The 21,937-nt window shown below is 61.2% G+C and carries 22 protein-coding genes; all 22 read left to right on the forward strand.

Features of this window, described 5'->3' with window-relative positions; genetic code table 11:
* Positions 1-126: 126 nt before the first annotated feature.
* Positions 127-1,602, forward strand: a complete 1,476-nt coding sequence (gene fleQ, locus M5G17_RS05600) for a transcriptional regulator FleQ (RefSeq protein ID WP_273892014.1) — start codon at positions 127-129, stop codon at positions 1,600-1,602.
* 204 nt (positions 1,603-1,806) lie between these two features.
* Positions 1,807-3,018 (forward strand): sensor histidine kinase, encoded by a 1,212-nt coding sequence (locus M5G17_RS05605; RefSeq protein WP_273892015.1) that lies wholly within the window; start codon positions 1,807-1,809, stop codon positions 3,016-3,018.
* Positions 3,018-4,394, forward strand: coding sequence for a sigma-54-dependent transcriptional regulator (locus M5G17_RS05610; protein WP_273892016.1), 1,377 nt, complete (start codon positions 3,018-3,020; stop codon positions 4,392-4,394). The genes M5G17_RS05605 and M5G17_RS05610 overlap by 1 nt, the downstream gene beginning before the upstream one ends.
* A 120-nt stretch (positions 4,395-4,514) precedes the next feature.
* Positions 4,515-4,841, forward strand: a complete 327-nt coding sequence (gene fliE, locus M5G17_RS05615; protein WP_273892017.1) for a flagellar hook-basal body complex protein FliE — start codon at positions 4,515-4,517, stop codon at positions 4,839-4,841.
* Positions 4,842-4,857: 16 nt separating this feature from the next.
* Entirely contained in the window at positions 4,858-6,639 is a 1,782-nt protein-coding gene (fliF, locus tag M5G17_RS05620; protein WP_273892018.1) for a flagellar basal-body MS-ring/collar protein FliF, read from the forward strand.
* Positions 6,632-7,651 (forward strand): flagellar motor switch protein FliG, encoded by a 1,020-nt coding sequence (gene fliG, locus M5G17_RS05625; RefSeq protein ID WP_010224997.1) that lies wholly within the window; start codon positions 6,632-6,634, stop codon positions 7,649-7,651. The genes fliF and fliG overlap by 8 nt, the downstream gene beginning before the upstream one ends.
* Positions 7,652-7,735: 84 nt before the next feature.
* Positions 7,736-8,497 carry a flagellar assembly protein FliH gene (fliH, locus tag M5G17_RS05630; RefSeq protein WP_273892019.1) on the forward strand — a complete coding sequence of 254 codons (762 nt, stop codon included), beginning with the start codon at positions 7,736-7,738 and terminating at the stop codon, positions 8,495-8,497.
* Positions 8,487-9,851 carry a flagellar protein export ATPase FliI gene (gene fliI, locus M5G17_RS05635; RefSeq protein WP_130263764.1) on the forward strand — a complete coding sequence of 455 codons (1,365 nt, stop codon included), beginning with the start codon at positions 8,487-8,489 and terminating at the stop codon, positions 9,849-9,851. Before fliH ends, fliI begins: the two co-directional genes overlap by 11 nt.
* A gap of 6 nt (positions 9,852-9,857) precedes the next feature.
* The gene (fliJ, locus tag M5G17_RS05640; RefSeq protein WP_273892020.1) at positions 9,858-10,310 is read left to right on the forward strand and encodes a flagellar export protein FliJ; all 453 of its coding nucleotides are present in this window, start codon (positions 9,858-9,860) and stop codon (positions 10,308-10,310) included.
* A 93-nt stretch (positions 10,311-10,403) separates the two neighbouring features.
* Complete coding sequence (locus M5G17_RS05645) at positions 10,404-10,709, forward strand: STAS domain-containing protein (RefSeq protein ID WP_273892021.1); 306 nt, start codon at positions 10,404-10,406, stop codon at positions 10,707-10,709.
* The gene (locus M5G17_RS05650; RefSeq protein ID WP_273892022.1) at positions 10,706-12,421 is read left to right on the forward strand and encodes an ATP-binding SpoIIE family protein phosphatase; all 1,716 of its coding nucleotides are present in this window, start codon (positions 10,706-10,708) and stop codon (positions 12,419-12,421) included. Before M5G17_RS05645 ends, M5G17_RS05650 begins: the two co-directional genes overlap by 4 nt.
* Before the next feature lie 25 nt (positions 12,422-12,446).
* Positions 12,447-12,794 carry an Hpt domain-containing protein gene (locus tag M5G17_RS05655; protein WP_273892023.1) on the forward strand — a complete coding sequence of 116 codons (348 nt, stop codon included), beginning with the start codon at positions 12,447-12,449 and terminating at the stop codon, positions 12,792-12,794.
* 71 nt (positions 12,795-12,865) lie between these two features.
* Positions 12,866-14,155 carry a flagellar hook-length control protein FliK gene (locus tag M5G17_RS05660; RefSeq protein WP_273892024.1) on the forward strand — a complete coding sequence of 430 codons (1,290 nt, stop codon included), beginning with the start codon at positions 12,866-12,868 and terminating at the stop codon, positions 14,153-14,155.
* Between the two features lie 95 nt (positions 14,156-14,250).
* Positions 14,251-14,745: a flagellar basal body-associated protein FliL gene (fliL, locus tag M5G17_RS05665; RefSeq protein ID WP_273892025.1), complete on the forward strand. Its 495-nt coding sequence runs from the start codon at positions 14,251-14,253 to the stop codon at positions 14,743-14,745.
* A 9-nt stretch (positions 14,746-14,754) separates the two neighbouring features.
* A complete protein-coding gene (gene fliM, locus M5G17_RS05670) occupies positions 14,755-15,723 on the forward strand; it encodes a flagellar motor switch protein FliM (protein ID WP_273892026.1) in 969 nt (322 codons plus the stop codon).
* Between the two features lie 46 nt (positions 15,724-15,769).
* Positions 15,770-16,234 carry a flagellar motor switch protein FliN gene (fliN, locus tag M5G17_RS05675; protein WP_273892027.1) on the forward strand — a complete coding sequence of 155 codons (465 nt, stop codon included), beginning with the start codon at positions 15,770-15,772 and terminating at the stop codon, positions 16,232-16,234.
* Positions 16,235-16,258: 24 nt separating this feature from the next.
* On the forward strand, positions 16,259-16,690 hold the full coding sequence (fliO, locus tag M5G17_RS05680) for a flagellar biosynthetic protein FliO (protein ID WP_420793337.1): 432 nt from the start codon (positions 16,259-16,261) through the stop codon (positions 16,688-16,690).
* Entirely contained in the window at positions 16,690-17,442 is a 753-nt protein-coding gene (gene fliP / locus M5G17_RS05685) for a flagellar type III secretion system pore protein FliP (protein ID WP_273892029.1), read from the forward strand. Before fliO ends, fliP begins: the two co-directional genes overlap by 1 nt.
* A 21-nt stretch (positions 17,443-17,463) precedes the next feature.
* Positions 17,464-17,733, forward strand: coding sequence for a flagellar biosynthesis protein FliQ (gene fliQ, locus M5G17_RS05690; protein ID WP_045200304.1), 270 nt, complete (start codon positions 17,464-17,466; stop codon positions 17,731-17,733).
* Positions 17,734-17,740: 7 nt separating this feature from the next.
* Positions 17,741-18,517 (forward strand): flagellar biosynthetic protein FliR, encoded by a 777-nt coding sequence (gene fliR, locus M5G17_RS05695; RefSeq protein ID WP_273892030.1) that lies wholly within the window; start codon positions 17,741-17,743, stop codon positions 18,515-18,517.
* 2 nt (positions 18,518-18,519) lie between these two features.
* Positions 18,520-19,656, forward strand: coding sequence for a flagellar biosynthesis protein FlhB (gene flhB / locus M5G17_RS05700; RefSeq protein ID WP_273892031.1), 1,137 nt, complete (start codon positions 18,520-18,522; stop codon positions 19,654-19,656).
* Between the two features lie 142 nt (positions 19,657-19,798).
* Entirely contained in the window at positions 19,799-21,928 is a 2,130-nt protein-coding gene (gene flhA / locus M5G17_RS05705; RefSeq protein WP_273892032.1) for a flagellar biosynthesis protein FlhA, read from the forward strand.
* Positions 21,929-21,937 lie beyond the last annotated feature (9 nt).

Consider the following 21,937-nt stretch of genomic DNA (forward strand, 5'->3'; position numbering starts at 1 on the left):
ACGGTTTTTTGACTTAACTAGTGGCTGTTTTCTAATTTCAGACGTCCGAACACTGACCGTTCAGTCGGAATGATGTCGAGCTTGCCCTCGCGGGGGCGCCGAGATGACTAGGGAAGTTGTTATTGCATGTGGCGTGAAACCAAAATTCTCCTGATCGATGACGATAGCGCTCGCCGCCGTGATCTGGCGGTAGTGTTGAATTTTCTTGGCGAAGAAAATCTGCCCTGCGCAAGCCATGACTGGCAGCAGGTTGTCGAGTCGTTGTCATCCAGTCGTGAAGTGCTCTGTGTCCTGATCGGGACCGTGAATGCTCCGGCAAGTCTGTTGAGCTTGCTTAAGACAGTGGCTGGGTGGGATGAGTTCCTTCCGGTTCTGCTTTTGGGCGAAGTTTCTTCTGCCGAGCTGCCGGACGACCTGCGCCGCCGTGTGCTCTCCAACCTTGAAATGCCGCCGAGCTACAGCAAGTTGCTCGACTCGCTGCACCGTGCCCAGGTCTATCGCGAGATGTACGACCAGGCCCGCGAGCGCGGCCGCCAGCGTGAACCCAACCTGTTCCGCAGCCTGGTTGGCACTAGCCGGGCCATCCAGCATGTGCGGCAGATGATGCAGCAGGTAGCGGATACTGATGCCAGCGTGCTGATCCTCGGCGAGTCGGGTACTGGCAAGGAAGTGGTCGCGCGTAATCTGCATTACCATTCCAAGCGTCGTGAAGCGCCGTTTGTGCCGGTCAACTGCGGGGCGATCCCGGCCGAGTTGCTCGAGAGCGAGCTGTTCGGCCATGAGAAGGGCGCTTTCACCGGAGCTATCACCAGCCGTGCCGGGCGTTTCGAGTTGGCCAACGGCGGTACCCTGTTCCTCGACGAGATCGGCGACATGCCGCTGCCGATGCAGGTCAAGCTGCTGCGCGTGCTGCAGGAGCGTACCTTCGAGCGGGTTGGCAGCAACAAGACCCAGAGTATCGATGTGCGCATCATCGCCGCGACTCACAAGAACCTCGAAAGCATGATCGAGGTGGGCACCTTCCGCGAAGACCTGTACTACCGTCTCAACGTATTCCCCATCGAGATGGCCCCGCTGCGCGAGCGCGTCGAGGATATCCCGCTGTTGATGAACGAGCTGATCTCGCGCATGGAGCACGAGAAGCGTGGCTCGATCCGTTTCAATTCGGCGGCGATCATGTCGCTGTGCCGCCACGGCTGGCCAGGCAACGTCCGCGAGTTGGCCAACCTGGTCGAGCGCATGGCGATCATGCACCCTTACGGGGTGATTGGCGTGTCGGAACTGCCGAAGAAATTCCGTTACGTTGACGACGAAGACGAGCAGTTGGTCGACAGCCTGCGTTCGGACCTGGAAGAGCGCGTGGCAATCAACGGCCATACGCCGAACTTTGCCAGTCACGCGATGCTGCCGCCCGAAGGCCTGGACCTCAAGGACTACCTCGGTGGCCTGGAGCAGGGCCTGATCCAGCAGGCGCTGGACGACGCCAACGGCATCGTTGCACGCGCCGCCGAACGCTTGCGCATCCGTCGGACCACCCTGGTCGAGAAAATGCGCAAGTACGGCATGAGTCGTCGTGAAGGGGATGAACAGGCGGAGGATTGACGCCTGCCTGGCCATGATGAGCGGAGCAGTGCGTTCATCATGGCTAATAACCCTATCTTTGAAAGGGCTGTAATGCCCGCCCCATCGGCCTTTGCCGGCCCCGAGCAGCACCAGCCGCCGACCTTTCAAAACTATCCGGCACGGCTATTGCTATGTCGCTGACACCATACCGTTTTATGACGGTCAGTCACGCGAGAGAGCACGATGCCCCAGGCTGCCACCATCTCCTGTGTCCCTGAGCCGAAGGGGCCCAACGCCGCCGAGCAGGAAAGCCGTCTTGGTCTAGAGCAGGCGTTTGCCATGTTCGATCAGGTATCCAGCCAGCTCAGTGAGTCTTATAGCCTGCTCGAAGCTCGGGTCACCGAACTCAAGGGTGAGTTGGCAGTGGTCAGTGCCCAGCGTATGGCCGAGCTTGCCGAGAAGGAGCGCCTGGCCAATCGCTTGCAGAACCTGCTCGACTTGTTGCCTGGCGGGGTCATCGTCATTGATGGCCAGGGCCGAGTGCGTGAAGCCAATCCTGCTGCCAGCGACCTGCTTGGCGAGCCGTTGATGGGGCAGTTGTGGCGTGAGGTGATCGCTCGCAGCTTTGCCCCGCGCGAAGATGACGGTCACGAGGTGTCGCTGCGTGATGGCCGGCGCCTGTCGATTGCCACCCGCTCGCTGGATGCCGAGCCTGGACAGTTGGTGCTGCTCAATGACCTGACCGAAACCCGTCACCTTCAGGATCAGCTGGCACGCCATGAGCGCTTGTCATCGCTGGGCCGCATGGTTGCTTCGCTGGCTCACCAGATCCGCACGCCGTTGTCGGCGGCGATGCTCTATGCCAGTCACCTGGCCGAGCAAAGCCTGCCGTTGGAAACCCAGCAGCGCTTCGCGGGTAGTCTCAAGGAGCGCCTGCATGAGCTCGAGCATCAAGTGCGCGACATGCTGGTGTTCGCCCGTGGCGAGTTGCCGTTGACCGATCGGTTAACCCCAAAAGCGCTGTTTCAGGCATTGCAGCAGGCGGCGCACACCCACGTGCAGGGGCATTCGGTGCGCTGGCAATGCGACAGTCACCTGGGTGAATTGCTGTGCAATCGCGACACCCTGGTCGGGGCGATGCTCAACCTGATTGAAAACGCTGTGCAGGCCAGTGACGAGCCTGCGCGCCTGAAGGTTCATCTGTACCGGCGCGAGCAGGTCCTGCACCTGTGTGTCAGTGATGCTGGCGGCGGTATCGACAGCGCTTTGCTGGTGCGTCTGGGTGAGCCTTTCCTGACCACCAAGGCTACCGGTACCGGGCTGGGGCTGGCGGTGGTCAAGGCGGTGGTGCGGGCGCATCAGGGCTGTTTGGATTTACGTTCGCGACCTGGTCGCGGTACCTGTGCACGGATCAGCCTGCCGCTGATCGGCGCACAGTTGGTGGAGACAGTGTAATGAAAGCAATCAAGGTGCTGCTGGTCGAGGATGACCGCGCGCTGCGTCAGGCCCTGGCTGACACCCTAGAGTTGGGCGGCTTTGCCCATCAGGCTGTGGGTTCGGCCGAAGAAGCACTGGATAGGGTTGAGCGCGAGGCGTTCAGTCTGGTGGTCAGCGATGTGAACATGCCGGGTATGGATGGGCACCAGTTGCTCGCCCTGTTGCGCGAGCGTCAGCCACAGTTGCCGGTGTTATTGATGACCGCCCATGCCGCGGTCGAGCGTGCTGTCGAGGCGATGCGTCAAGGTGCAGCTGATTATCTGGTCAAGCCGTTCGAGCCCAGGGCCCTACTTGAGCTGGTAGCACGGCATGCCACGGGTGCGGTCAGTGCGGGTGAGGGTGAAGGCCCGGTAGCCAGTGAGCCTGCCAGTGCGCAACTGCTGGAATTGGCGGCGCGGGTCGCGCGCAGTGAGTCGACCGTGCTGATCTCTGGTGAGTCGGGCACCGGTAAGGAAGTATTGGCGCGTTACATCCACCAGCAATCACCGCGAGCTGAGCAGCCATTCGTGGCGATCAACTGTGCAGCGATCCCTGACAACATGCTCGAAGCGACTTTGTTCGGTCACGAGAAGGGTTCGTTCACGGGCGCCATTGCTGCCCAGGCGGGCAAGTTCGAGCAGGCTGACGGCGGCACGCTGTTGCTCGACGAGATTTCCGAAATGCCCCTGGGGCTCCAGGCCAAGCTGCTACGGGTGCTGCAGGAGCGCGAAGTGGAGCGGGTCGGTGGGCGCAAGCCGATTGCCCTGGATATCCGTGTCGTTGCCACCACCAACCGTGACCTGTCTGGCGAGGTGGCGGCCGGGCGCTTCCGGGAAGACCTGTTCTATCGTCTGTCGGTGTTTCCACTGTCCTGGAAGCCGCTGCGCGAACGCAGCGCCGATATTCTGCCGCTGGCCGAGCGCTTGCTGGCCCGGCACGTCAATAAAATGAAGCATGCTCCGGTGCGTCTCTCGGCTCAGGCGCAGGCCTGCCTGCAAGGGTATGCCTGGCCGGGCAACGTGCGCGAGTTGGATAACGCCATCCAGCGTGCGTTGATCCTGCAGCAGGGCGGGGTGATCGAAGCGGCGGATTTTTGTCTAGCCGGTGCCTTGCCGGTGTTCGCCGCAGCGCCTGTCGCGGCGGCAGCGCCGATCGAGGCCGAGTCCGCAAGCGGCTTGGGCGATGACATGCGTCGCCATGAATTCCAGATGATCATCGACACCCTGCGCGCCGAGCGCGGCCGCCGCAAGGAGGCCGCTGAGCGCCTGGGCATCAGTCCGCGCACCCTGCGCTACAAGCTGGCGCAGATGCGTGATGCGGGCATGGACGTCGAGGCCAGCCTGTACGCCAGCTGACAAGCTGATCAATTAGAGTTTTTGTTCGGGCTGCGGGCAGAGCTGGCACTCTTGTTGCTATGTCCTGCCTATCCGCTGCGTGAGTGTCAAAAAAATGCGGGCCGTCGGAGAGAGAAGTCCATGAGCCAAGGTGTTGAATTTAATCGATTGATGTTGGACATGCGGGCCATGCAAATGGACGCCATGTCGATGCCCAAGGCTGCTGCCGCGCCTGAGCTCGGCTCCAGCAGTTTTGCCGACATGCTTGGCCAGGCCGTGAACAAGGTCAATGACACCCAGCAGGCTTCCTCGCAGTTGGCGAATGCCTTCGAGATCGGCAAGAGCGGGGTCGACCTGACCGACGTGATGATCGCATCGCAGAAAGCCACTGTATCGTTCCAGGCCTTGAGCCAGGTGCGTAACAAGCTGGTGCAGGCTTATCAAGACATCATGCAGATGCCGGTATAAAGGGCGAGATTGAGTCATGGCCGAAGCAGTCGTCGATAACGTGCCCGCTAAAAGCAGCGCAGCAGCGCCCAAGCCGCCGTTGTTCGGCATGTCGTTCCTGGAAAACATTTCGCAGATGCCCATGCTGCGTCAGGTCGGCCTGCTGGTCGGGCTGGCGGCGAGCGTGGCGATCGGCTTTGCCGTGGTGCTGTGGTCGCAACAACCTGACTACCGTCCGCTGTACGGCAGCCTGGCAGGCATGGACACCAAGCAGGTCATGGATACCCTGGCCGCTGCCGACATCCCTTACAACGTCGAGCCCAATTCCGGCGCCTTGTTGGTCAAGGCGGACGATCTTTCTCGTGCCCGCCTGAAACTGGCCGCTGCAGGCGTTGCGCCGAGCGATGGTAATGTCGGTTTCGAGATCCTCGACAAGGAGCAGGGCCTGGGTACCAGCCAGTTCATGGAGGCCACGCGTTACCGTCGTGGCCTGGAAGGTGAGCTGGCGCGGACCATCTCCAGCCTCAATAACGTCAAAGGTGCTCGCGTGCACCTGGCGATTCCGAAGAGCTCGGTATTTGTGCGTGACGAGCGCAAGCCAAGTGCTTCGGTGCTGGTCGAGCTGTACTCGGGCCGCTCCCTGGAAGCCGGTCAGGTGACAGCCATTGTCAACCTGGTGGCGACCAGCGTACCGGAGCTGAACAAGTCCCAGGTCACCGTGGTCGACCAGAAGGGTAACCTGCTGTCCGATCAGGCCGAAAACTCCGCGCTGACCATGGCCGGCAAGCAGTTCGACTACAGTCGCCGCATGGAAGGCCTGCTCACCCAGCGGGTGCACAACATCCTGCAACCGGTTCTGGGCAACGACCGTTACAAGGCGGAAGTGTCGGCCGACGTCGATTTCAGCGCCGTCGAATCGACCTCCGAGCAGTTCAACCCTGACCAGCCAGCGCTGCGCAGTGAACAGTCGGTCAATGAACAACGCTCCAGCAGCATGGGTCCGCAAGGCGTGCCGGGTGCCTTGAGCAACCAGCCACCTGGCCCGGCCTCCGCGCCGCAGACCACGGGTGGCACGCAAACCGCCGCCAGTGCCATTCAGCCAGGCCAGCCACTGCTCGATGCCAACGGCCAGCAGATCATGGACCCGGCCACCGGCCAGCCAATGCTTGCGCCGTACCCGGCCGACAAGCGTCAGCAATCGACCAAGAACTTTGAGCTGGATCGCTCGATCAGCCATACCCGTCAGCAGCAAGGTCGCCTGACCCGCCTGTCGGTTGCTGTGGTGGTCGATGACCAGCTCAAGCTCGACCCGGCCACCGGTGAGGCTGCGCGCACGCCGTGGGCTGCCGAGGATCTGGCGCGCTTCACTCGCCTGGTGCAGGACGCGGTGGGCTTTGACGCCAGCCGCGGCGACAGCGTCAGTGTGATCAACGTGCCATTCGCCGCTGACCGTGGCGAAGTGATCAGCGAAATTCCGTTCTACTCGCAGCCGTGGTTCTGGGACATCATCAAGCAGGTCATGGGCGTGCTGTTCATCCTGGTCCTGGTGTTCGGCGTGCTGCGTCCGGTCCTTAACAACATCACCGGCAATGGCAAGCAAGGCGCTGGTGCCGATGGCGACATGGAGCTAGGTGGCATGCTCGGCCTGGATAGCGAACTGTCCAACGACCGCGTCAGCCTGGGTGGTCCGCAAAGCATTCTGCTGCCTAGCCCGAGTGAGGGTTATGACGCACAGCTCAATGCAATCAAGAGCCTGGTGGCCGAAGACCCGGGTCGTGTGGCCCAGGTCGTGAAAGAGTGGATCAACGCCGATGAGTGATAACCGAGCCCTTACCGCCAAACTGACCCGTGTCGACAAGGCTGCGATTCTGCTGCTGTCGCTGGGTGAAACCGATGCTGCGCAGGTGCTGCGGCACATGGGCCCCAAGGAAGTGCAGCGGGTCGGTGTGGCCATGGCGCAGATGGGCAACGTCCATCGCGAGCAGGTCGAGCAGGTGATGAGCGAGTTTGTCGAGATCGTCGGCGACCAGACCAGTCTGGGCGTCGGTTCCGACGGCTACATCCGCAAGATGCTTACCCAGGCTCTGGGCGAGGACAAGGCCAACGGCCTGATCGACCGCATCCTGCTCGGTGGCAACACCAGCGGCCTGGACAGCCTCAAGTGGATGGAACCGCGTGCGGTAGCCGACGTCATCCGCTACGAGCACCCACAGATCCAGGCCATTGTGGTGGCGTACCTGGACCCGGACCAGGCCGGTGAGGTGCTGGGCAACTTCGACCACAAGGTACGCCTGGACATCATCCTGCGCGTCTCGTCGCTCAATACCGTCCAGCCAGCAGCGCTCAAGGAACTGAACCAGATCCTCGAGAAGCAGTTCTCCGGCAACTCCAACGCCGCGCGGACTACCCTGGGTGGTATCAAGCGGGCTGCAGATATCATGAACTTCCTCGACAGTTCCGTGGAAGGCCAACTGATGGATGCGATCCGCGACATCGATGGCGAGCTCTCCGAGCAGATCGAAGACCTGATGTTTGTCTTCAACAACCTGGCCGATGTCGACGATCGCGGCATCCAGGCGCTGTTGCGCGAAGTTTCCTCCGATGTGCTGGTGGTGTCGCTCAAGGGTGCCGACGAGAAGGTCAAGGAGAAGATCTTCAAGAACATGTCCAAACGTGCCTCGGAGCTGCTGCGCGACGACCTCGAGGCCAAGGGCCCGGTACGCGTCAGCGACGTCGAGACGGCGCAGAAGGAAATCCTCACCATCGCCCGCCGTATGGCCGAAGCCGGAGAAATCGTCCTCGGCGGCAAGGGCGGCGAAGAGATGATCTAAGACCTTGTCGCGGGGCAAGCCCGCTCCCACAGAGATTCTGTAGGAGCGGGCTTGCCCCGCGATGTTTTGTGAGTGCGTGCAATCATGTCAACCAACGAGCACCTGAGTGAGCTGATTCGCGCCAACGAGGTCGAGGACTTCGATCGCTGGGCGCTGCCCAGTTTCGACCCGGAGCCCGAGCCTGAGCCGGAGCCCGAGCCTGAAGCGCTTCAGGACGAGATCGAAGAAGTGCCGCTGGAAGAAGTCCAGCCGCTGACCCTCGAAGAGCTCGAAAGCATCCGTCAGGAAGCCTACAACGAAGGTTTCGCCACCGGTGAGCGCGAGGGCTTTCACAGCACTCAGCTCAAGGTTCGCCAGGAAGCCGAACAGGCCCTGGGCGCCAAGCTTGCCAGCCTCGAGCAGGTCATGGCGCACCTGCTCGAGCCGATCGCCGAACAAGACAGCCAGATTGAAAAGGCAGTGGTGCATCTGGTCGCTCATATCGCCCGGGAGGTGATTGGCCGTGAGTTGCGCAGCGACTCCAGCCATATCAGCCAGGTGCTGCGTGAAGCCCTTAAACTGCTGCCCATGGGCGCCGAAAACATCCGCATCCATATCAATCCGCAGGATTTCGAGCTGGTCAAAGCCCTGCGCGAGCGGCACGAGGAGCGCTGGAAGCTGCTCGAGGACGAAGATTTGCTGGCGGGCGGCTGTCGTATTGAAACCGACCACAGCCGCATCGACGCAACCATGGAAACCCGTATGGAAAAGGCCGTGGCGCAATTGTTCGATCAGCTCCACGATCAAGGCCTGCACCCGGCCGCGCCGGACCTGCAGGTCGAACTGGACAGCTTAGATGCGCCTTGAGCGAACCAGCTTCGGCAAGCGCCTGGGCGGCTATGCCGATGCCGTCAATTTACCGGCTCAACCGGTGGTCGAGGGCCGTCTGCTGCGCATGGTCGGCCTGACACTGGAGGCTGAAGGCCTGCGCGCTGCGGTGGGCAGCCGTTGCGTGGTGATCAACGATGACAGCTACCACCCGGTTCGGGTCGAAGCCGAAGTCATGGGGTTTGCCGGCGGCAAGGTGTTCCTTATGCCGGTTGGCAGTGTCGCTGGCATTGCCCCGGGCGCCCGCGTGGTGCCGCTGGCTGACAGCGGCCGCTTGCCCATGGGCATGAGCATGCTCGGGCGGGTGCTCGATGGCGCCGGGCGCGCCCTGGATGGCAAGGGCGGGATGAAAGCCGAAGACTGGGTGCCGATGGATGGTCCGACCATCAACCCGCTCAATCGCGATCCCATCAGCCAGCCGCTGGATGTTGGTATTCGCAGCATCAACGGTTTGTTGACGGTCGGTCGTGGCCAGCGCCTGGGGCTGTTTGCCGGTACCGGCGTCGGTAAGAGTGTGCTGCTGGGCATGATGACCCGCTTCACCGAGGCGGACATCATTGTCGTCGGCCTGATCGGTGAGCGGGGTCGTGAGGTCAAGGAATTCATCGAGCATATTCTCGGCGAAGAGGGTCTCAAACGCTCGGTGGTGGTTGCCTCGCCGGCTGACGATGCGCCGCTGATGCGCTTGCGCGCGGCAATGTACTGCACGCGTATCGCTGAGTATTTTCGCGACAAGGGCAAGAACGTTCTGTTGCTGATGGACTCGCTAACCCGCTTCGCCCAGGCCCAGCGGGAAATCGCCCTGGCCATCGGTGAACCGCCGGCGACCAAGGGCTATCCGCCGTCGGTGTTCGCCAAGCTGCCCAAGCTTGTGGAGCGCGCCGGTAATGGTGAGGCTGGTGGTGGCTCGATCACTGCGTTCTATACAGTGCTCTCCGAGGGCGATGACCAGCAGGATCCGATCGCCGACTCGGCGCGGGGGGTGCTCGACGGGCATATCGTGCTGTCCCGGCGCCTGGCCGAGGAAGGGCATTACCCGGCGATCGATATTGAGGCCTCGATCAGCCGGGTCATGCCGCAGGTGGTCAGCCCCGAGCAAATGACCGAAGCGCAGCAGTTCAAACAGTTGTGGTCGCGCTTGTCGCAGAGTCGTGACCTGATCAGCGTCGGTGCCTATGTGGCCGGTGGCGATGCTGAGACCGACCTTGCCATTGCCCTGCAGCCGCGCCTGGTGCACTTCTTGCGCCAGGCCCTGAACGACAATGTTGGCATGCAGCAAAGCCGCGAGCACCTGGCAGGCGTGTTTGCCCCTTTGCCCGCGGCAGGCGGCTGATAGGCCGTGGCCCAGCCCAGCCGTGCCGCGCGTCTGACGCCAGTGGTGGAAATGGCGGAAAGCGCAGAGCGCCAGGCCGCCAAGCGCCTGGGGCAATTCCAGCAGCAGGTGAGCCTGGCCGAGGCCAAGCTCAGCGAACTCGACCGCTTTCGCGCAGACTACCAATTGCAGTGGATCGCCCGGGGCGGGCAGGGCGTGTCCGGTAGTTGGCTGGTCAGCTATCAGGGCTTTCTCGCTCAGCTGGAGACCGCCATGACCCAGCAGCGCCAGAGCCTGGCCTGGCACCAGAACAACCTCAAGAACGCCCGTGGCACCTGGCAGCAGGCCTATGCCCGGGTCGAGGGTTTGCGCAAGCTGGTACAGCGCTACATTGACGAGGCGCGGATGATCGAGGACAAGCGCGAGCAAAAGCTGCTCGATGAGCTGTCCCAGCGTCTGCCGCGTCACGACCGCTATTGACCTGTACATTGATCGGCACGGCTTGCTGGCGGGTGGCCGGGCTGCTAAACCTTCTAGATGTCTGCAATCGTCGCAATGGAAGGAATCATCGACATGGCAGTTGTATCTGAAGTATCCCCGGATGGGAAAAAACTGACGATAAAGGTCAAAGGCCGGTTTGACTTCGGCAAGCATCAGGAGTTTCGCGAGGCTTACGAGCGCAAGCCGAAGATGCCGGACTCGGTGGTGGTCGACCTCAAGGAAGCCACTTACTTGGACAGTTCGGCGCTGGGCATGCTGCTGCTCCTGCGCGATCATGCTGGCGGCGACGATTCGGAAATACGCGTGGTCAACACCAGCTCCGATGTCCGAAAAATCCTCGCCATCTCCAATTTCGACAAGCTGTTCGACATCACTTGAGCCAGTTCGCCCATGATCTGGAAGCGCTCACCGTACTGATCGCCGAGGATGGTGCGGCTGATCGCCTGCTGCTTGCCACCATCGTGCGCAAGCAAGGGCACCAGGTGCTTACTGCCGAGAACGGCGAGCAGGCCGTGGCGCTGTTCGCGCAGCAGCGCCCCAGCCTGGTCTTGCTTGATGCCTTGATGCCGGTCATGGACGGTTTCGAGGCGGCGCGACAGATCAAGGCGCTGGCGGGTGAGGCCCTGGTGCCGATCATTTTTCTGACCTCATTGAGTGAAGAGCATGCACTGGTGCGTTGCCTTGAGGCGGGTGGTGACGATTTTCTGGCTAAGCCCTACAGTCCGGTGATCCTTGCCGCCAAAATCAAGGCGATGGACCGGTTGCGTCGACTGCAGGCTACGGTGCTGGAGCAGCGTGACCAGATTGCCCGCCATCACAATCACCTGCTCAACGAGCAGCGAGTGGCCAAGGCGGTGTTCGATCAGGTGGCGCACGCCGGGTGCCTGAGTGCGTCGAATATCCGCTACCTGCAATCACCCTACGCCTTGTTCAACGGTGACTTGCTGTTGGCGGCCTTTACCCCGGCGGGTGATATGCACGTGTTGCTCGGCGATTTTACCGGGCACGGTTTGCCGGCAGCGGTGGGGGCGATGCCCTTGGCGGAGGTGTTTTATGGCATGACCGCCAAGGGCTATGGCCTGGCCGAAACCTTGCGCGAGATGAATGCCAAGCTCAAGCGCATCCTGCCGGTGGGTATGTTCTGTTGCGCCTTGCTGCTCAACTTGAGTTTTCAGCGGCGGGTGGTCGAGGTGTGGAATGGCGGCATGCCGGATGGCTATCTGCTGCCGGCCGGTGGCGGCGAGCCATTGCCGTTGATTTCGCGTCATTTGCCATTAGGTGTTCTGGCGCCGGAGCGCTTCAATGACACCACTGAGGTCTTGCCTCTGGCGTTGGGCGAGCGCTTGTTTCTGCTATCTGATGGCGTCGTCGACACCAGTGATGAGCATGATCAGTTGTTCGGCGTCGAGCGGTTGCGTCGGGTGTTGAGCGCCAACCGCCAGCCAGCGCTGTTGTTCGAGGAGGTGCTGCAGGCGCTGGAGCAGTTTCGCGGGCGTTCCCGGGATGACGTCAGCCTGCTCGATATCGAAGTGGTCGAGCCGCAGGTGTTGTCACCGCCACCGGTGATCTACTCTGATAGTGGCCAGTCCAGCCCGCTGGACTGGTCATTGCAGTTCGAGTTTCGTGCCGAAACGCTAAAGCGTTTCAATCCGTTACCGTACCTGCTGCAACTGCTGCAAGAAATTCATGGTCTGCGGGCCCAGGGCGGGGCGTTGCACAGCGTGCTCACCGAGCTGTATTCCAATGCCCTGGAGCACGGCGTGTTGGGCCTGGACTCTGCGCTCAAACGCGATGCGCAGGGCTTTGCCGCCTATTATCAGGTGCGCAATGAGCGCCTGCAGGCGTTGTGCGATGGGTTTATCCGTGTGTCTTTGCGGGTGGAGCCGGATCGTCAGGGCGGGCGTCTGATTATCGAGGTCGAAGATAGCGGCCAGGGCTTCAATGTGAGTAAAGTGCTGGCCAGGTCGGTGTCCGAACAAGGGTTGTGCGGGCGCGGGCTGAATCTTGTACGCCGGTTGAGCCGGCGCGCCGAATGGGCCGACGAGGGGCGTCGCGCATGCGTGGAGTTCGCCTGGGAGGCTCTGGCATAATCCAACTTGATCAAGGAGTGAGCAAGTGTCCGACAGTCACATCGATCGCGAGGTGCTCAGCGACCTGCAGGAGGTCATGGAAGATGGCTACCTGCAATTGCTGGAGACCTTTCTTGAAGATTCCGAAAAACGCCTCAGCCAGTTGCATGAAGCCAAGAGTGCCGATGAACTGGCGCATGCTGCGCACAGCTTCAAGGGCAGTAGCAGCAACATGGGGGCTGTGGCGTTGGCCGAGCTGTGCCGGCAACTGGAGGATCGAGTCAACCAGGGGCCCTTGCAGGGTATCGAGGATCTGATCAACCAGATCGATCGTGAGTACAGTGCGGTGCGTGCCCTGTACCGCGCTGAATGCCAGCGCGTGTCGAGTGAATAGGCAAAGCTGGCGCTAATTTTGCTTGGTCTTCGCTAATTCACGTTTACGACCCCTGTAGCGGAGACTCCTACATGCCTGTCGCCTCCAATCCCCTGCTGCAAACCAGTGCCGTGGCAAAGCCTTCGCGTGCCGCTGGCGGTGCGCCGGATAAACCGCTGCAGGCTAGCAACGACAAGGCTTCGGGCTTTTCCGAAGTGTATGCCAAGCAATCGCGTGAGGCCGCCCCGGCTGCCGCCGATAGCGCGGTGCGCGACAAGCCCGCAGCGCCAACACCTGCTTCGGATAGCGGCAGCAATACGCCGAAGGTTGCCGGCAGCGGCAAGAACTTGCCAGACGATCAGGGCAGTCCCGAGGTCGATCCCGCACTGGTGCCTGATCCTACGTTGCTCGATCCCAGTCTGGTGGCAGGTCAAGTGACCGATGCCCAGCCGGGGGCGCAGTTGATCCAGGCCCAGGCCGAGGCAGTCGCGCCAGTGGTTCAGGCCGCTGTGGCGCAGTTGCAGGCGCAGGCTGCGGTGGTGAGCCCGCCGGTGGCCGAAGCACCCGAGTTCGATCCTGAGGCCGATCCACTGGCCGATCTGCCTGCCTTGCGCATGGCCCTTGAGCAAAGTGCCCAGGCCCAGGGCACTACGTCTGCCCATGCCGCCAGCAAAGTGGGCAATGCCCAGCCTGAAGCGTCAGCCGCGCAGCCTGCCGTCAATACACTGGCGGCCTTGCTTGACAAGCCGGGCGCGGATGCCGAACAGGGTGAGCCAGGCGAGAAGGCCTTCGCGGGTCTTATCGACGATGGCCTGAAGGATCTGAAAAGCGCATCGAGCGATACCCGTGTCGACAACTTTGCCGAGCGCCTGAGCCACCTGACCCAGGCAGCTACGGCCAAGACGGCCAATGCTGTGCCGGTCGCGACTCCGCTCAATCAGCCGTTGGCGATGAATCAGGGTGGCTGGACCGAAGGCTTGGTCAACCGGGTCATGTACCTGTCCAGCCAGAACCTGAAGTCGGCGGACATCAAGCTTGAGCCAGCGGAGCTTGGGCGCCTGGATATTCGTGTCAACCTGGCGCCGGAGCAGCAGGCCCAGGTGACCTTCATCAGTGGTCACGTTGGTGTACGCGAAGCGCTGGAAAACCAGGTGCACCGCCTCAAGGAAATGTTTGCCCAGCAGGGGTTGGGGCAGCCGGACGTCAACGTTGCCGATCAGTCCCGTGGCGGCCAGCAGCAGGGCGCCCAGGACACGCCGAAGCTCAGTGGCGTGGCAGCGCGACGCAATGAGGCTGCTGAATCTACTGAAATCGCACCCGGTGCAATGCCGGTCGAGCAACAGTCGGTTGTGGGTTCAAGTGCCGTGGATTTCTACGCCTGATTGCGGGGCAAGTCGCACCCCAGGCAAATCTGGCATAACACTTGCTCAACCCTCGCCATGTGACTGAAATCTCCGATGAATGACGGATTATTGGCATGGCGAAGAGCGAAGTAGAAAAAGACCCCGCCGCTAAAGGCAAACTCAAGCTGATCCTGCTGGTGGTGCTGGCATTGCTGCTGGCCATCGGTCTGTCGGTTGGCGCCACCTGGTTCTTCCTGCACAAGTCCGAGGACAAGCCTGCGGTCGATCCGGCCCTGGCCAACCTCAAGCCTGCAGCGATCTACGAGCCCCTGGCGCCGGCTTTCGTGGTCAACTTCAACCAGAACGGTCGCCAGCGCTACATGCAGGTGAGCATTACCATGCAGGGTCGTGATCAGGCGGCGCTGGATGCGCTCAAGGTGCACATGCCGGTGATACGCAACAACCTGGTGATGCTGTTCTCAGGGCAGGGTTTTGACACTTTGTCGAGCCCAGTGGGCCAGGAAATGCTCCGCCAGAAGGCCACTGCCAGTGTTCAGGAAGTGGCGCAGAAGGAAGTCGGCAAGCCGGTCGTCGACCAGTTGCTGTTCACCAATTTCGTATTGCAGTAGGAGCCCCAGATGGCCGTGCAGGACCTGCTGTCCCAGGATGAAATCGATGCCTTGTTGCATGGTGTCGACGATGGTTTGGTGCAAACTGAAAGTAATGCCGAGCCCGGCAGTATCAAAAGTTATGACCTGACCAGCCAGGATCGGATCGTCCGCGGACGCATGCCGACCCTGGAGATGATCAACGAGCGCTTTGCCCGCTATACCCGCATCAGCATGTTCAACCTGCTGCGTCGCTCAGCCGACGTGGCGGTAGGTGGCGTGCAGGTGATGAAGTTTGGTGAGTACGTGCATTCGCTGTACGTCCCCACCAGCCTCAACCTGGTGAAGATCAAGCCGCTGCGCGGTACCTCGTTGTTCATTCTTGATGCCAAGCTGGTGTTCAAGCTGGTGGACAACTTCTTCGGTGGCGACGGTCGTCACGCCAAGATCGAAGGGCGGGAGTTCACGCCGACCGAGTTGCGGGTGGTGCGCATGGTGCTGGACCAGGCGTTCGTCGACCTCAAAGAAGCCTGGCAGGCGATCATGCCGGTCAACTTCGAGTACATCAACTCGGAGGTCAACCCGGCCATGGCCAACATCGTCGGCCCGAGCGAAGCGGTGGTGGTCTCGACCTTCCACATCGAGCTCGATGGTGGCGGTGGTGACCTGCACGTGACCATGCCGTACTCGATGATCGAGCCGGTGCGCGAGATGCTCGATGCCGGTTTCCAGTCCGACCTGGACGACCAGGACGAGCGCTGGATCAAGGCCCTGCGCGAAGACGTGCTGGATGTCAGCGTGCCGCTGAGCGCCACGGTTGCCCGTCGCCAGCTGAAGCTGCGCGACATCCTGCACATGCAGCCGGGCGATGTTATTCCGGTCGAGCTGCCGGATGAGCTGATCCTGCGGGCCAACGGCGTGCCGTCGTTCAAGGCCAAGCTGGGTTCGCACAAGGGCAACCTGGCCCTGCAGATTATCGATCCGATCGAGCGCCGCTGAGGCGCTTGCGGTTCCAACTCCGAATTGATTGCCCGTCGAGGACAAAATGGCTAACGAAAACGAAATCACCTCCCCGGAGGAGCAGGCGCTGGCCGATGAGTGGGCTGCGGCCCTGGAAGAAACCGGCGACGCCGGTCAGTCCGACATCGATGCGTTGCTGGCAGCCGACAGTGGCATGCCTGCATCCGACCGCCTGCAAATGGAAGAATTCGGCAGCTCGCCGCGCAGCAACGAGCAAGTGACCCTCGATGGTCCGAACCTGGATGTGATTCTGGACATTCCGGTGAGTATTTCCATGGAAGTCGGTAGCACCGAGATCAACATCCGCAACCTGCTGCAGCTCAACCAGGGTTCGGTGATCGAGCTCGATCGCCTGGCCGGTGAGCCGCTCGACGTTCTGGTCAATGGCACACTGATCGCTCATGGCGAAGTGGTGGTGGTCAACGAAAAGTTCGGCATTCGCCTGACCGACGTGATCAGCCCAAGCGAACGTATCAAGAAGCTGCGCTGAGTGAACAGGCTCCTGCGCAATGGCATGACCCTGGCCTGCGGCCTGTACGTGGATGTCGCACTGGCAGCCACCCAGCCGGCGGCTGCGGTTGTGGCGCCAGCGGCGGCCACTGGTAGCGCGGCGGGGCAGTTGACCCAGCTGGTGTTGGGCTTGCTGCTGGTGCTGGGGCTGATTTTTGTCCTGGCCTGGCTGCTGCGTCGGCTGCAAAACGCCGCGCCCTGCAGTGGCCAGGTCATCGAGATCCTCGGTACCCGTTCGCTGGGGCCGCGTGATCGGCTTCTGCTGATTCAGGTCGGCAAGGAGCAGATTCTCATCGGTCATTCCCCGGGCACCATTGAGGCCCTGCATGTCATGGCCGAGCCGATTGAAGTGCCCGCCAGTGCGCGCCAGGCAACACCAGAATTCGCCCAACGGCTCCTGGAGCTGATGGGCAAGGATCAGAAGGGACGATCGTGATGGGCGCATTGCGCATGATGTTGACGCTGCTGTTGGTGCTGGCAGCGCCGATGGCGTTGGCGGCCGATCCGCTGTCGATCCCGGCGATCAGCCTGACCAGTGGGGCGGACGGACAGCAGGAATACTCGGTCAGCCTGCAGATCCTGCTGATCATGACGGCGCTGAGCTTCATTCCGGCGTTCGTTGTGCTGATGACCAGCTTTACCCGCATCATTATCGTCTTCTCCATTTTGCGCCAGGCTCTGGGCCTGCAGCAGACGCCGTCCAACCAGATTCTCAACGGCATGGCGTTGTTTTTGACCTTGTTCATCATGGCGCCGGTGTTCGACCGTATTAACCAGGAGGCTGTGCAGCCGTACCTGGCTGAGAAGCTCAGTGCCCAGGATGCAATCAGCAAAGCGCAGGTGCCACTGAAGAATTTCATGCTGGCGCAGACCCGCGAGAGCGACCTGGACCTGTTCATGCGCCTGTCCAAGCGCACTGACATCGCCAGCCCTGATCAGGCGCCGTTGACCATTCTGGTGCCGGCGTTCGTCACCTCGGAGCTCAAGACTGCGTTCCAGATCGGCTTCATGATCTTCATCCCGTTCCTGATCATCGACCTGGTGGTCGCCAGTGTGCTGATGGCCATGGGTATGATGATGCTCTCGCCGCTGATCATTTCGCTGCCCTTCAAGATCATGCTGTTTGTACTGGTCGATGGCTGGGCGCTGATCATGGGTACCTTGGCCGGCAGTTTCGGCGGCGTCTGAAGCCGCGAGGAGAAGTAGTCCATGACCCCGGAAGTGGCTGTCGACCTGTTTCGTGATGCGTTGTGGCTGACCACCCTGATGGTTGCCATCCTGGTGGTGCCGAGCCTGCTGGTGGGCCTGGTGGTGGCCATGTTTCAGGCTGCCACGCAGATCAACGAACAGACCCTGAGCTTTTTGCCGCGCCTGCTGGTGATGCTGGTGACCCTGATTGTGGTCGGGCCTTGGCTGGTGCAGAAGTTCATGGAATACATCCTGTCGTTGTACGGCAGTATTCCGCAGTTGATCGGCTGAGTCGGTCATGCTTGAGCTTACCGATGCGCAGATCGGTGCCTGGGTGGCCAGTTTCATCCTGCCGCTGATTCGCGTCACTGCGGTGGTGATGACCATGCCGATATTTGGTACCACCCTGTTGCCGGCGCGTATTCGCCTGTACTTCGCCCTGGCAATCACGGTAGTGATCGTGCCGGGATTGCCGCCGATGCCAGTGGTCGAAGCGCTGGATCTCAGGGCGATGTTGCTGGTGGCTGAGCAGATCATCATCGGTGCTGTGTTCGGTATGGCGCTGCAGCTGTTCTTCCAGATATTCGTGATTGCCGGGCAAATCGTCGCGATCCAGATGGGCATGGCGTTCGCCTCCATGGTCGACCCGGCTAACGGCGTCAGTACGGCGGTAATCAGTCAGTTCCTGACCATGCTGGTCACCTTGCTGTTCCTTGCCATCAATGGCCATCTGGTGGTTTTTGAAGTGCTGACCGAGAGCTTCACCACATTGCCAGTGGGCGGCGGTGTGCTGGTCAATCATTTCTGGGACCTGGCCGGGCGCCTTGGTTGGGTGCTGGGTGCGGCCTTGCTGCTTGTGTTGCCGGCGATCACCGCGTTGCTGGTGGTCAACATCGCTTTTGGCGTCATGACTCGGGCGGCGCCGCAGTTGAACATCTTCTCCATTGGTTTTCCTCTGACTCTGGTGCTGGGTCTGGTGATTTTCTGGATCACACTGGCCGATATTCTTCCTCACTATCAGTCGCTGGCCTCTGAGGCCCTGCAGTGGCTGCGTGAGCTGGCGCGGGCGAGCTGAGCATGGCAGAGAGCGAAAGCGGTCAGGACAAGACAGAAGACCCCACCGAGAAACGCAAGAAGGACGCTCGCGAGAAGGGCGAGATTGCGCGTTCCAAAGAGCTCAATACTGTGGCGGTGACCCTGGCGGGTGCCGGTGCGCTGTTGGTCTTTGGCGGTGGTCTGGCGCAAACCTTGATGGAGTTGATGCGCATCAACTTCACCTTGTCGCGTGAGGTGCTCATTGATGAGCGCTCCATGAGCATCTTTCTCATGGCCTCCGGCAAGATGGCGCTGCTGGCTACCCAGCCAGTGCTGTTGGTGTTACTGCTCGCAGCGATTATCGGTCCGGTTTCGCTGGGCGGCTTCTTGTTTTCCAGTAGCTCCCTGGCGCCGAAATTCAGTCGGATGAACCCGCTTTCGGGGATCAAGCGGATGTTCTCGGCCAATGCCTTGTCCGAGTTGCTCAAGGCGTTGGCCAAATTCTTCATGATTCTTATCGTTGCCCTGGCGGTGCTTTCAGCCGATCGTGATGATTTACTGGCAATTGCCAACGAGCCGCTGGAGCAGGCGGTCATCCATAGTGTGCAGGTGGTTGGCTGGAGTGCGTTGTGGATGGCTGCGGGGCTGTTGCTGATTGCCGCGGTGGATGTGCCGCTTCAGCTCTGGCAGGCGCACAAGAAGCTGTTGATGACCAAGCAGGAGGTGCGTGACGAGTACAAAGACTCCGAGGGCAAGCCCGAGGTCAAGCAGCGTATCCGTCAGTTGCAGCGTGAAGCCTCGCAGCGGCGAATGATGGCAGCGATCCCGGAGGCGGATGTCATTATCACCAACCCGACCCACTATGCCGTGGCGCTCAAGTACGATCCGCAGAAGGGCTCGGCGCCGCTGCTGCTGGCCAAGGGCGCCGATTTCATCGCCCTGAAAATTCGCGAGATTGCCAACGAGCACAAGATCCAGGTGCTCGAATCGCCGGCACTGGCGCGCTCGATCTACTATTCCACCGAGCTTGAAGAAGAGATTCCTGCCGGTTTGTACCTGGCGGTGGCCCAGGTGCTGGCCTATGTCTATCAGATCCGCCAGTACCGCGCCGGCAAGGGCAAACCCCCGGAACCGCTCAAGGATCTGCCGATTCCGCCAGATTTGCGGCGCGACTCCTGAGGCTGTGGGAGCGGCGGTGCGACGACTCGACTTGCCCCGCGATGAGATGTGCGCCAATCCCAAAGTTGGAAAGCTTCTTGCAAAGGCAGCGCTGCGCGCCCAAAACGCGTCAAAGTTTTGCTTGAGCTAACGAGGAATACCGGTGGATCGCTCTCAGTTAATCAACAGTGCCCGTAGCAACCTGGTCGGTCTAGGCCGGGGTAACCTGGGTGTGCCGCTGTTGCTGCTGGTGATGCTGGCAATGATGATGTTGCCGATCCCGCCGTTCCTGCTCGACGTGTTCTTCACCTTCAACATCGCCTTGTCTATCGTGGTCCTGCTGGTCTGCGTCTACGCCTTGCGTCCGCTCGACTTTGCCGCGTTTCCGACCATCCTGCTGGTGGCGACACTGTTGCGCCTGGCCCTCAACGTGGCTTCCACGCGGGTGGTGATGCTCCATGGTCATGACGGCCACGAGGCCGCTGGTAAGGTGATCCAGGCCTTCGGTGAGGTGGTGATCGGCGGTAACTATGTGGTCGGTATCGTGGTGTTCGCGATCCTGATGATCATCAACTTCGTGGTGGTAACCAAAGGTGCCGGGCGGATTTCCGAGGTGAGCGCACGCTTTACCCTCGACGCCATGCCCGGCAAGCAGATGGCCATCGACGCCGACCTCAATGCCGGGCTGATCGATCAGGCTCAGGCCAAGGCGCGCCGCGCCGAGGTGGCCGGCGAGGCCGAGTTCTATGGCTCGATGGACGGTGCCAGCAAATTCGTTCGCGGCGACGCCATCGCCGGCCTGTTGATCCTGTTCATCAACCTGATCGGCGGCATGGCGGTCGGTATTTTCCAGCACAACATGACCTTTGGCGACGCTGGCAAGGTGTACGCCCTGTTGACCATTGGTGACGGTTTGGTGGCGCAGTTGCCATCGCTGTTGCTGTCCACTGCCGCAGCGATCATGGTCACCCGTGCCTCGGGCTCCGAGGACATGGGCAATCAGATCAACCGGCAGATGTTCGACTCGCCCAAGGCCCTGGCGGTGTCCGCTGGCATTATGATCGTTATGGGCCTGGTGCCAGGCATGCCGCACTTTGCCTTCTTGAGCCTTGGTCTGGTGGCTGCGGGCGGTGCTTACCTGGTCTGGCGCAAGCAGAACCAGGTCAAGGTCAAGGCCTTGGCGGAAGTCCAGCGCCAGCAGGATTTGCTGCCATCGCCGCAACGGGCCATGGAAACCAAGGAGCTGGGCTGGGATGACGTCACCCCGATCGACATGATCGGCCTGGAAGTCGGCTATCGCCTGATTCCGCTGGTGGATCGCAACCAGGGTGGGCAGTTGCTTGCGCGGATCAAGGGTGTGCGCAAGAAGCTGTCCCAGGACCTGGGCTTTCTCATGCCCACGGTACATATTCGCGATAACCTTGATCTGGCGCCGAGCGCCTACCGCTTGACACTGATGGGGGTGATCCTGGCCGAAGCCGAGATTTACCCCGATCGTGAGCTGGCGATCAACCCGGGGCAAGTGTTCGGCACCCTCAACGGCATTGCCGCCCGCGATCCGGCCTTTGGTCTTGAGGCGGTGTGGGTTGACGTCAATCAGCGCAGCCAGGCGCAGTCGCTGGGCTACACGGTGGTCGATGCCAGTACCGTGGTCGCCACGCACCTCAACCAGATCCTGCACAAGCATTGTCACGAGCTGATCGGCCACGAAGAAGTGCAGCAATTGCTGCAAGTGCTGGCCAAAGCCTCGCCCAAGCTTGCCGAAGAGCTGGTGCCAGGCGTCATTTCGTTGTCGGGGTTGCTCAAGGTCCTGCAGGCGCTGCTCTCTGAACAAGTTCCGGTGCGCGACATTCGCAGTATTGCCGAAGCCATCGCCAACAACCCGGGCAAGAGTCAAGATACCGCCGCGCTGGTGGCGGTGGTGCGCGTCGGATTGTGTCGCGCAATCGTGCAAAGCATTGTCGGCGTTGAGTCCGAGCTGCCTGTCATCACCCTTGAGCCAAGATTGGAACAGATTTTGCTCAATAGTTTGCAAAGGGCTGGGCAAGGCCAGGAAGATGGTGTTCTTCTTGAGCCGAGCATGGCCGAAAAGCTTCAGCGTTCGTTGATCGAAGCCGCCCAGCGTCAGGAGATGCAAGGGCAGCCGGCGATCCTCCTGGTCGCAGGACCGGTACGAGCCATGCTGTCGCGCTTCGGTCGCCTGGCTGTACCGAATTTGCATGTTTTGGCGTATCAGGAAATACCTGACAACAAGCAAGTTACCATCGTCGCCACAGTGGGCCCGAACGGCTGAGGTAGTGGG

The sequence above is a fragment of the Pseudomonas rubra genome (assembly GCF_028656935.1).
Lineage (GTDB): Bacteria > Pseudomonadota > Gammaproteobacteria > Pseudomonadales > Pseudomonadaceae > Aquipseudomonas > Aquipseudomonas rubra.

Excerpts from the sequence above, each read along its gene's own strand:
- fleQ (WP_273892014.1), top strand. The coding sequence starts at position 127 with ATGTGGCGTGAAACCAAAATTCTCCTGATCGATGACGATAGCGCTCGC.
- M5G17_RS05605 (WP_273892015.1), top strand. The coding sequence starts at position 1,807 with ATGCCCCAGGCTGCCACCATCTCCTGTGTCCCTGAGCCGAAGGGGCCC.
- M5G17_RS05610 (WP_273892016.1), top strand. The coding sequence starts at position 3,018 with ATGAAAGCAATCAAGGTGCTGCTGGTCGAGGATGACCGCGCGCTGCGT.
- fliE (WP_273892017.1), top strand. The coding sequence starts at position 4,515 with ATGAGCCAAGGTGTTGAATTTAATCGATTGATGTTGGACATGCGGGCC.
- fliF (WP_273892018.1), top strand. The coding sequence starts at position 4,858 with ATGGCCGAAGCAGTCGTCGATAACGTGCCCGCTAAAAGCAGCGCAGCA.
- fliG (WP_010224997.1), top strand. The coding sequence starts at position 6,632 with ATGAGTGATAACCGAGCCCTTACCGCCAAACTGACCCGTGTCGACAAG.
- fliH (WP_273892019.1), top strand. The coding sequence starts at position 7,736 with ATGTCAACCAACGAGCACCTGAGTGAGCTGATTCGCGCCAACGAGGTC.
- fliI (WP_130263764.1), top strand. The coding sequence starts at position 8,487 with ATGCGCCTTGAGCGAACCAGCTTCGGCAAGCGCCTGGGCGGCTATGCC.
- M5G17_RS05645 (WP_273892021.1), top strand. The coding sequence starts at position 10,404 with ATGGCAGTTGTATCTGAAGTATCCCCGGATGGGAAAAAACTGACGATA.
- M5G17_RS05660 (WP_273892024.1), top strand. The coding sequence starts at position 12,866 with ATGCCTGTCGCCTCCAATCCCCTGCTGCAAACCAGTGCCGTGGCAAAG.
- fliL (WP_273892025.1), top strand. The coding sequence starts at position 14,251 with ATGGCGAAGAGCGAAGTAGAAAAAGACCCCGCCGCTAAAGGCAAACTC.
- fliM (WP_273892026.1), top strand. The coding sequence starts at position 14,755 with ATGGCCGTGCAGGACCTGCTGTCCCAGGATGAAATCGATGCCTTGTTG.
- fliN (WP_273892027.1), top strand. The coding sequence starts at position 15,770 with ATGGCTAACGAAAACGAAATCACCTCCCCGGAGGAGCAGGCGCTGGCC.
- fliO (WP_420793337.1), top strand. The coding sequence starts at position 16,259 with ATGACCCTGGCCTGCGGCCTGTACGTGGATGTCGCACTGGCAGCCACC.
- fliP (WP_273892029.1), top strand. The coding sequence starts at position 16,690 with ATGGGCGCATTGCGCATGATGTTGACGCTGCTGTTGGTGCTGGCAGCG.
- fliQ (WP_045200304.1), top strand. The coding sequence starts at position 17,464 with ATGACCCCGGAAGTGGCTGTCGACCTGTTTCGTGATGCGTTGTGGCTG.
- fliR (WP_273892030.1), top strand. The coding sequence starts at position 17,741 with ATGCTTGAGCTTACCGATGCGCAGATCGGTGCCTGGGTGGCCAGTTTC.
- flhB (WP_273892031.1), top strand. The coding sequence starts at position 18,520 with ATGGCAGAGAGCGAAAGCGGTCAGGACAAGACAGAAGACCCCACCGAG.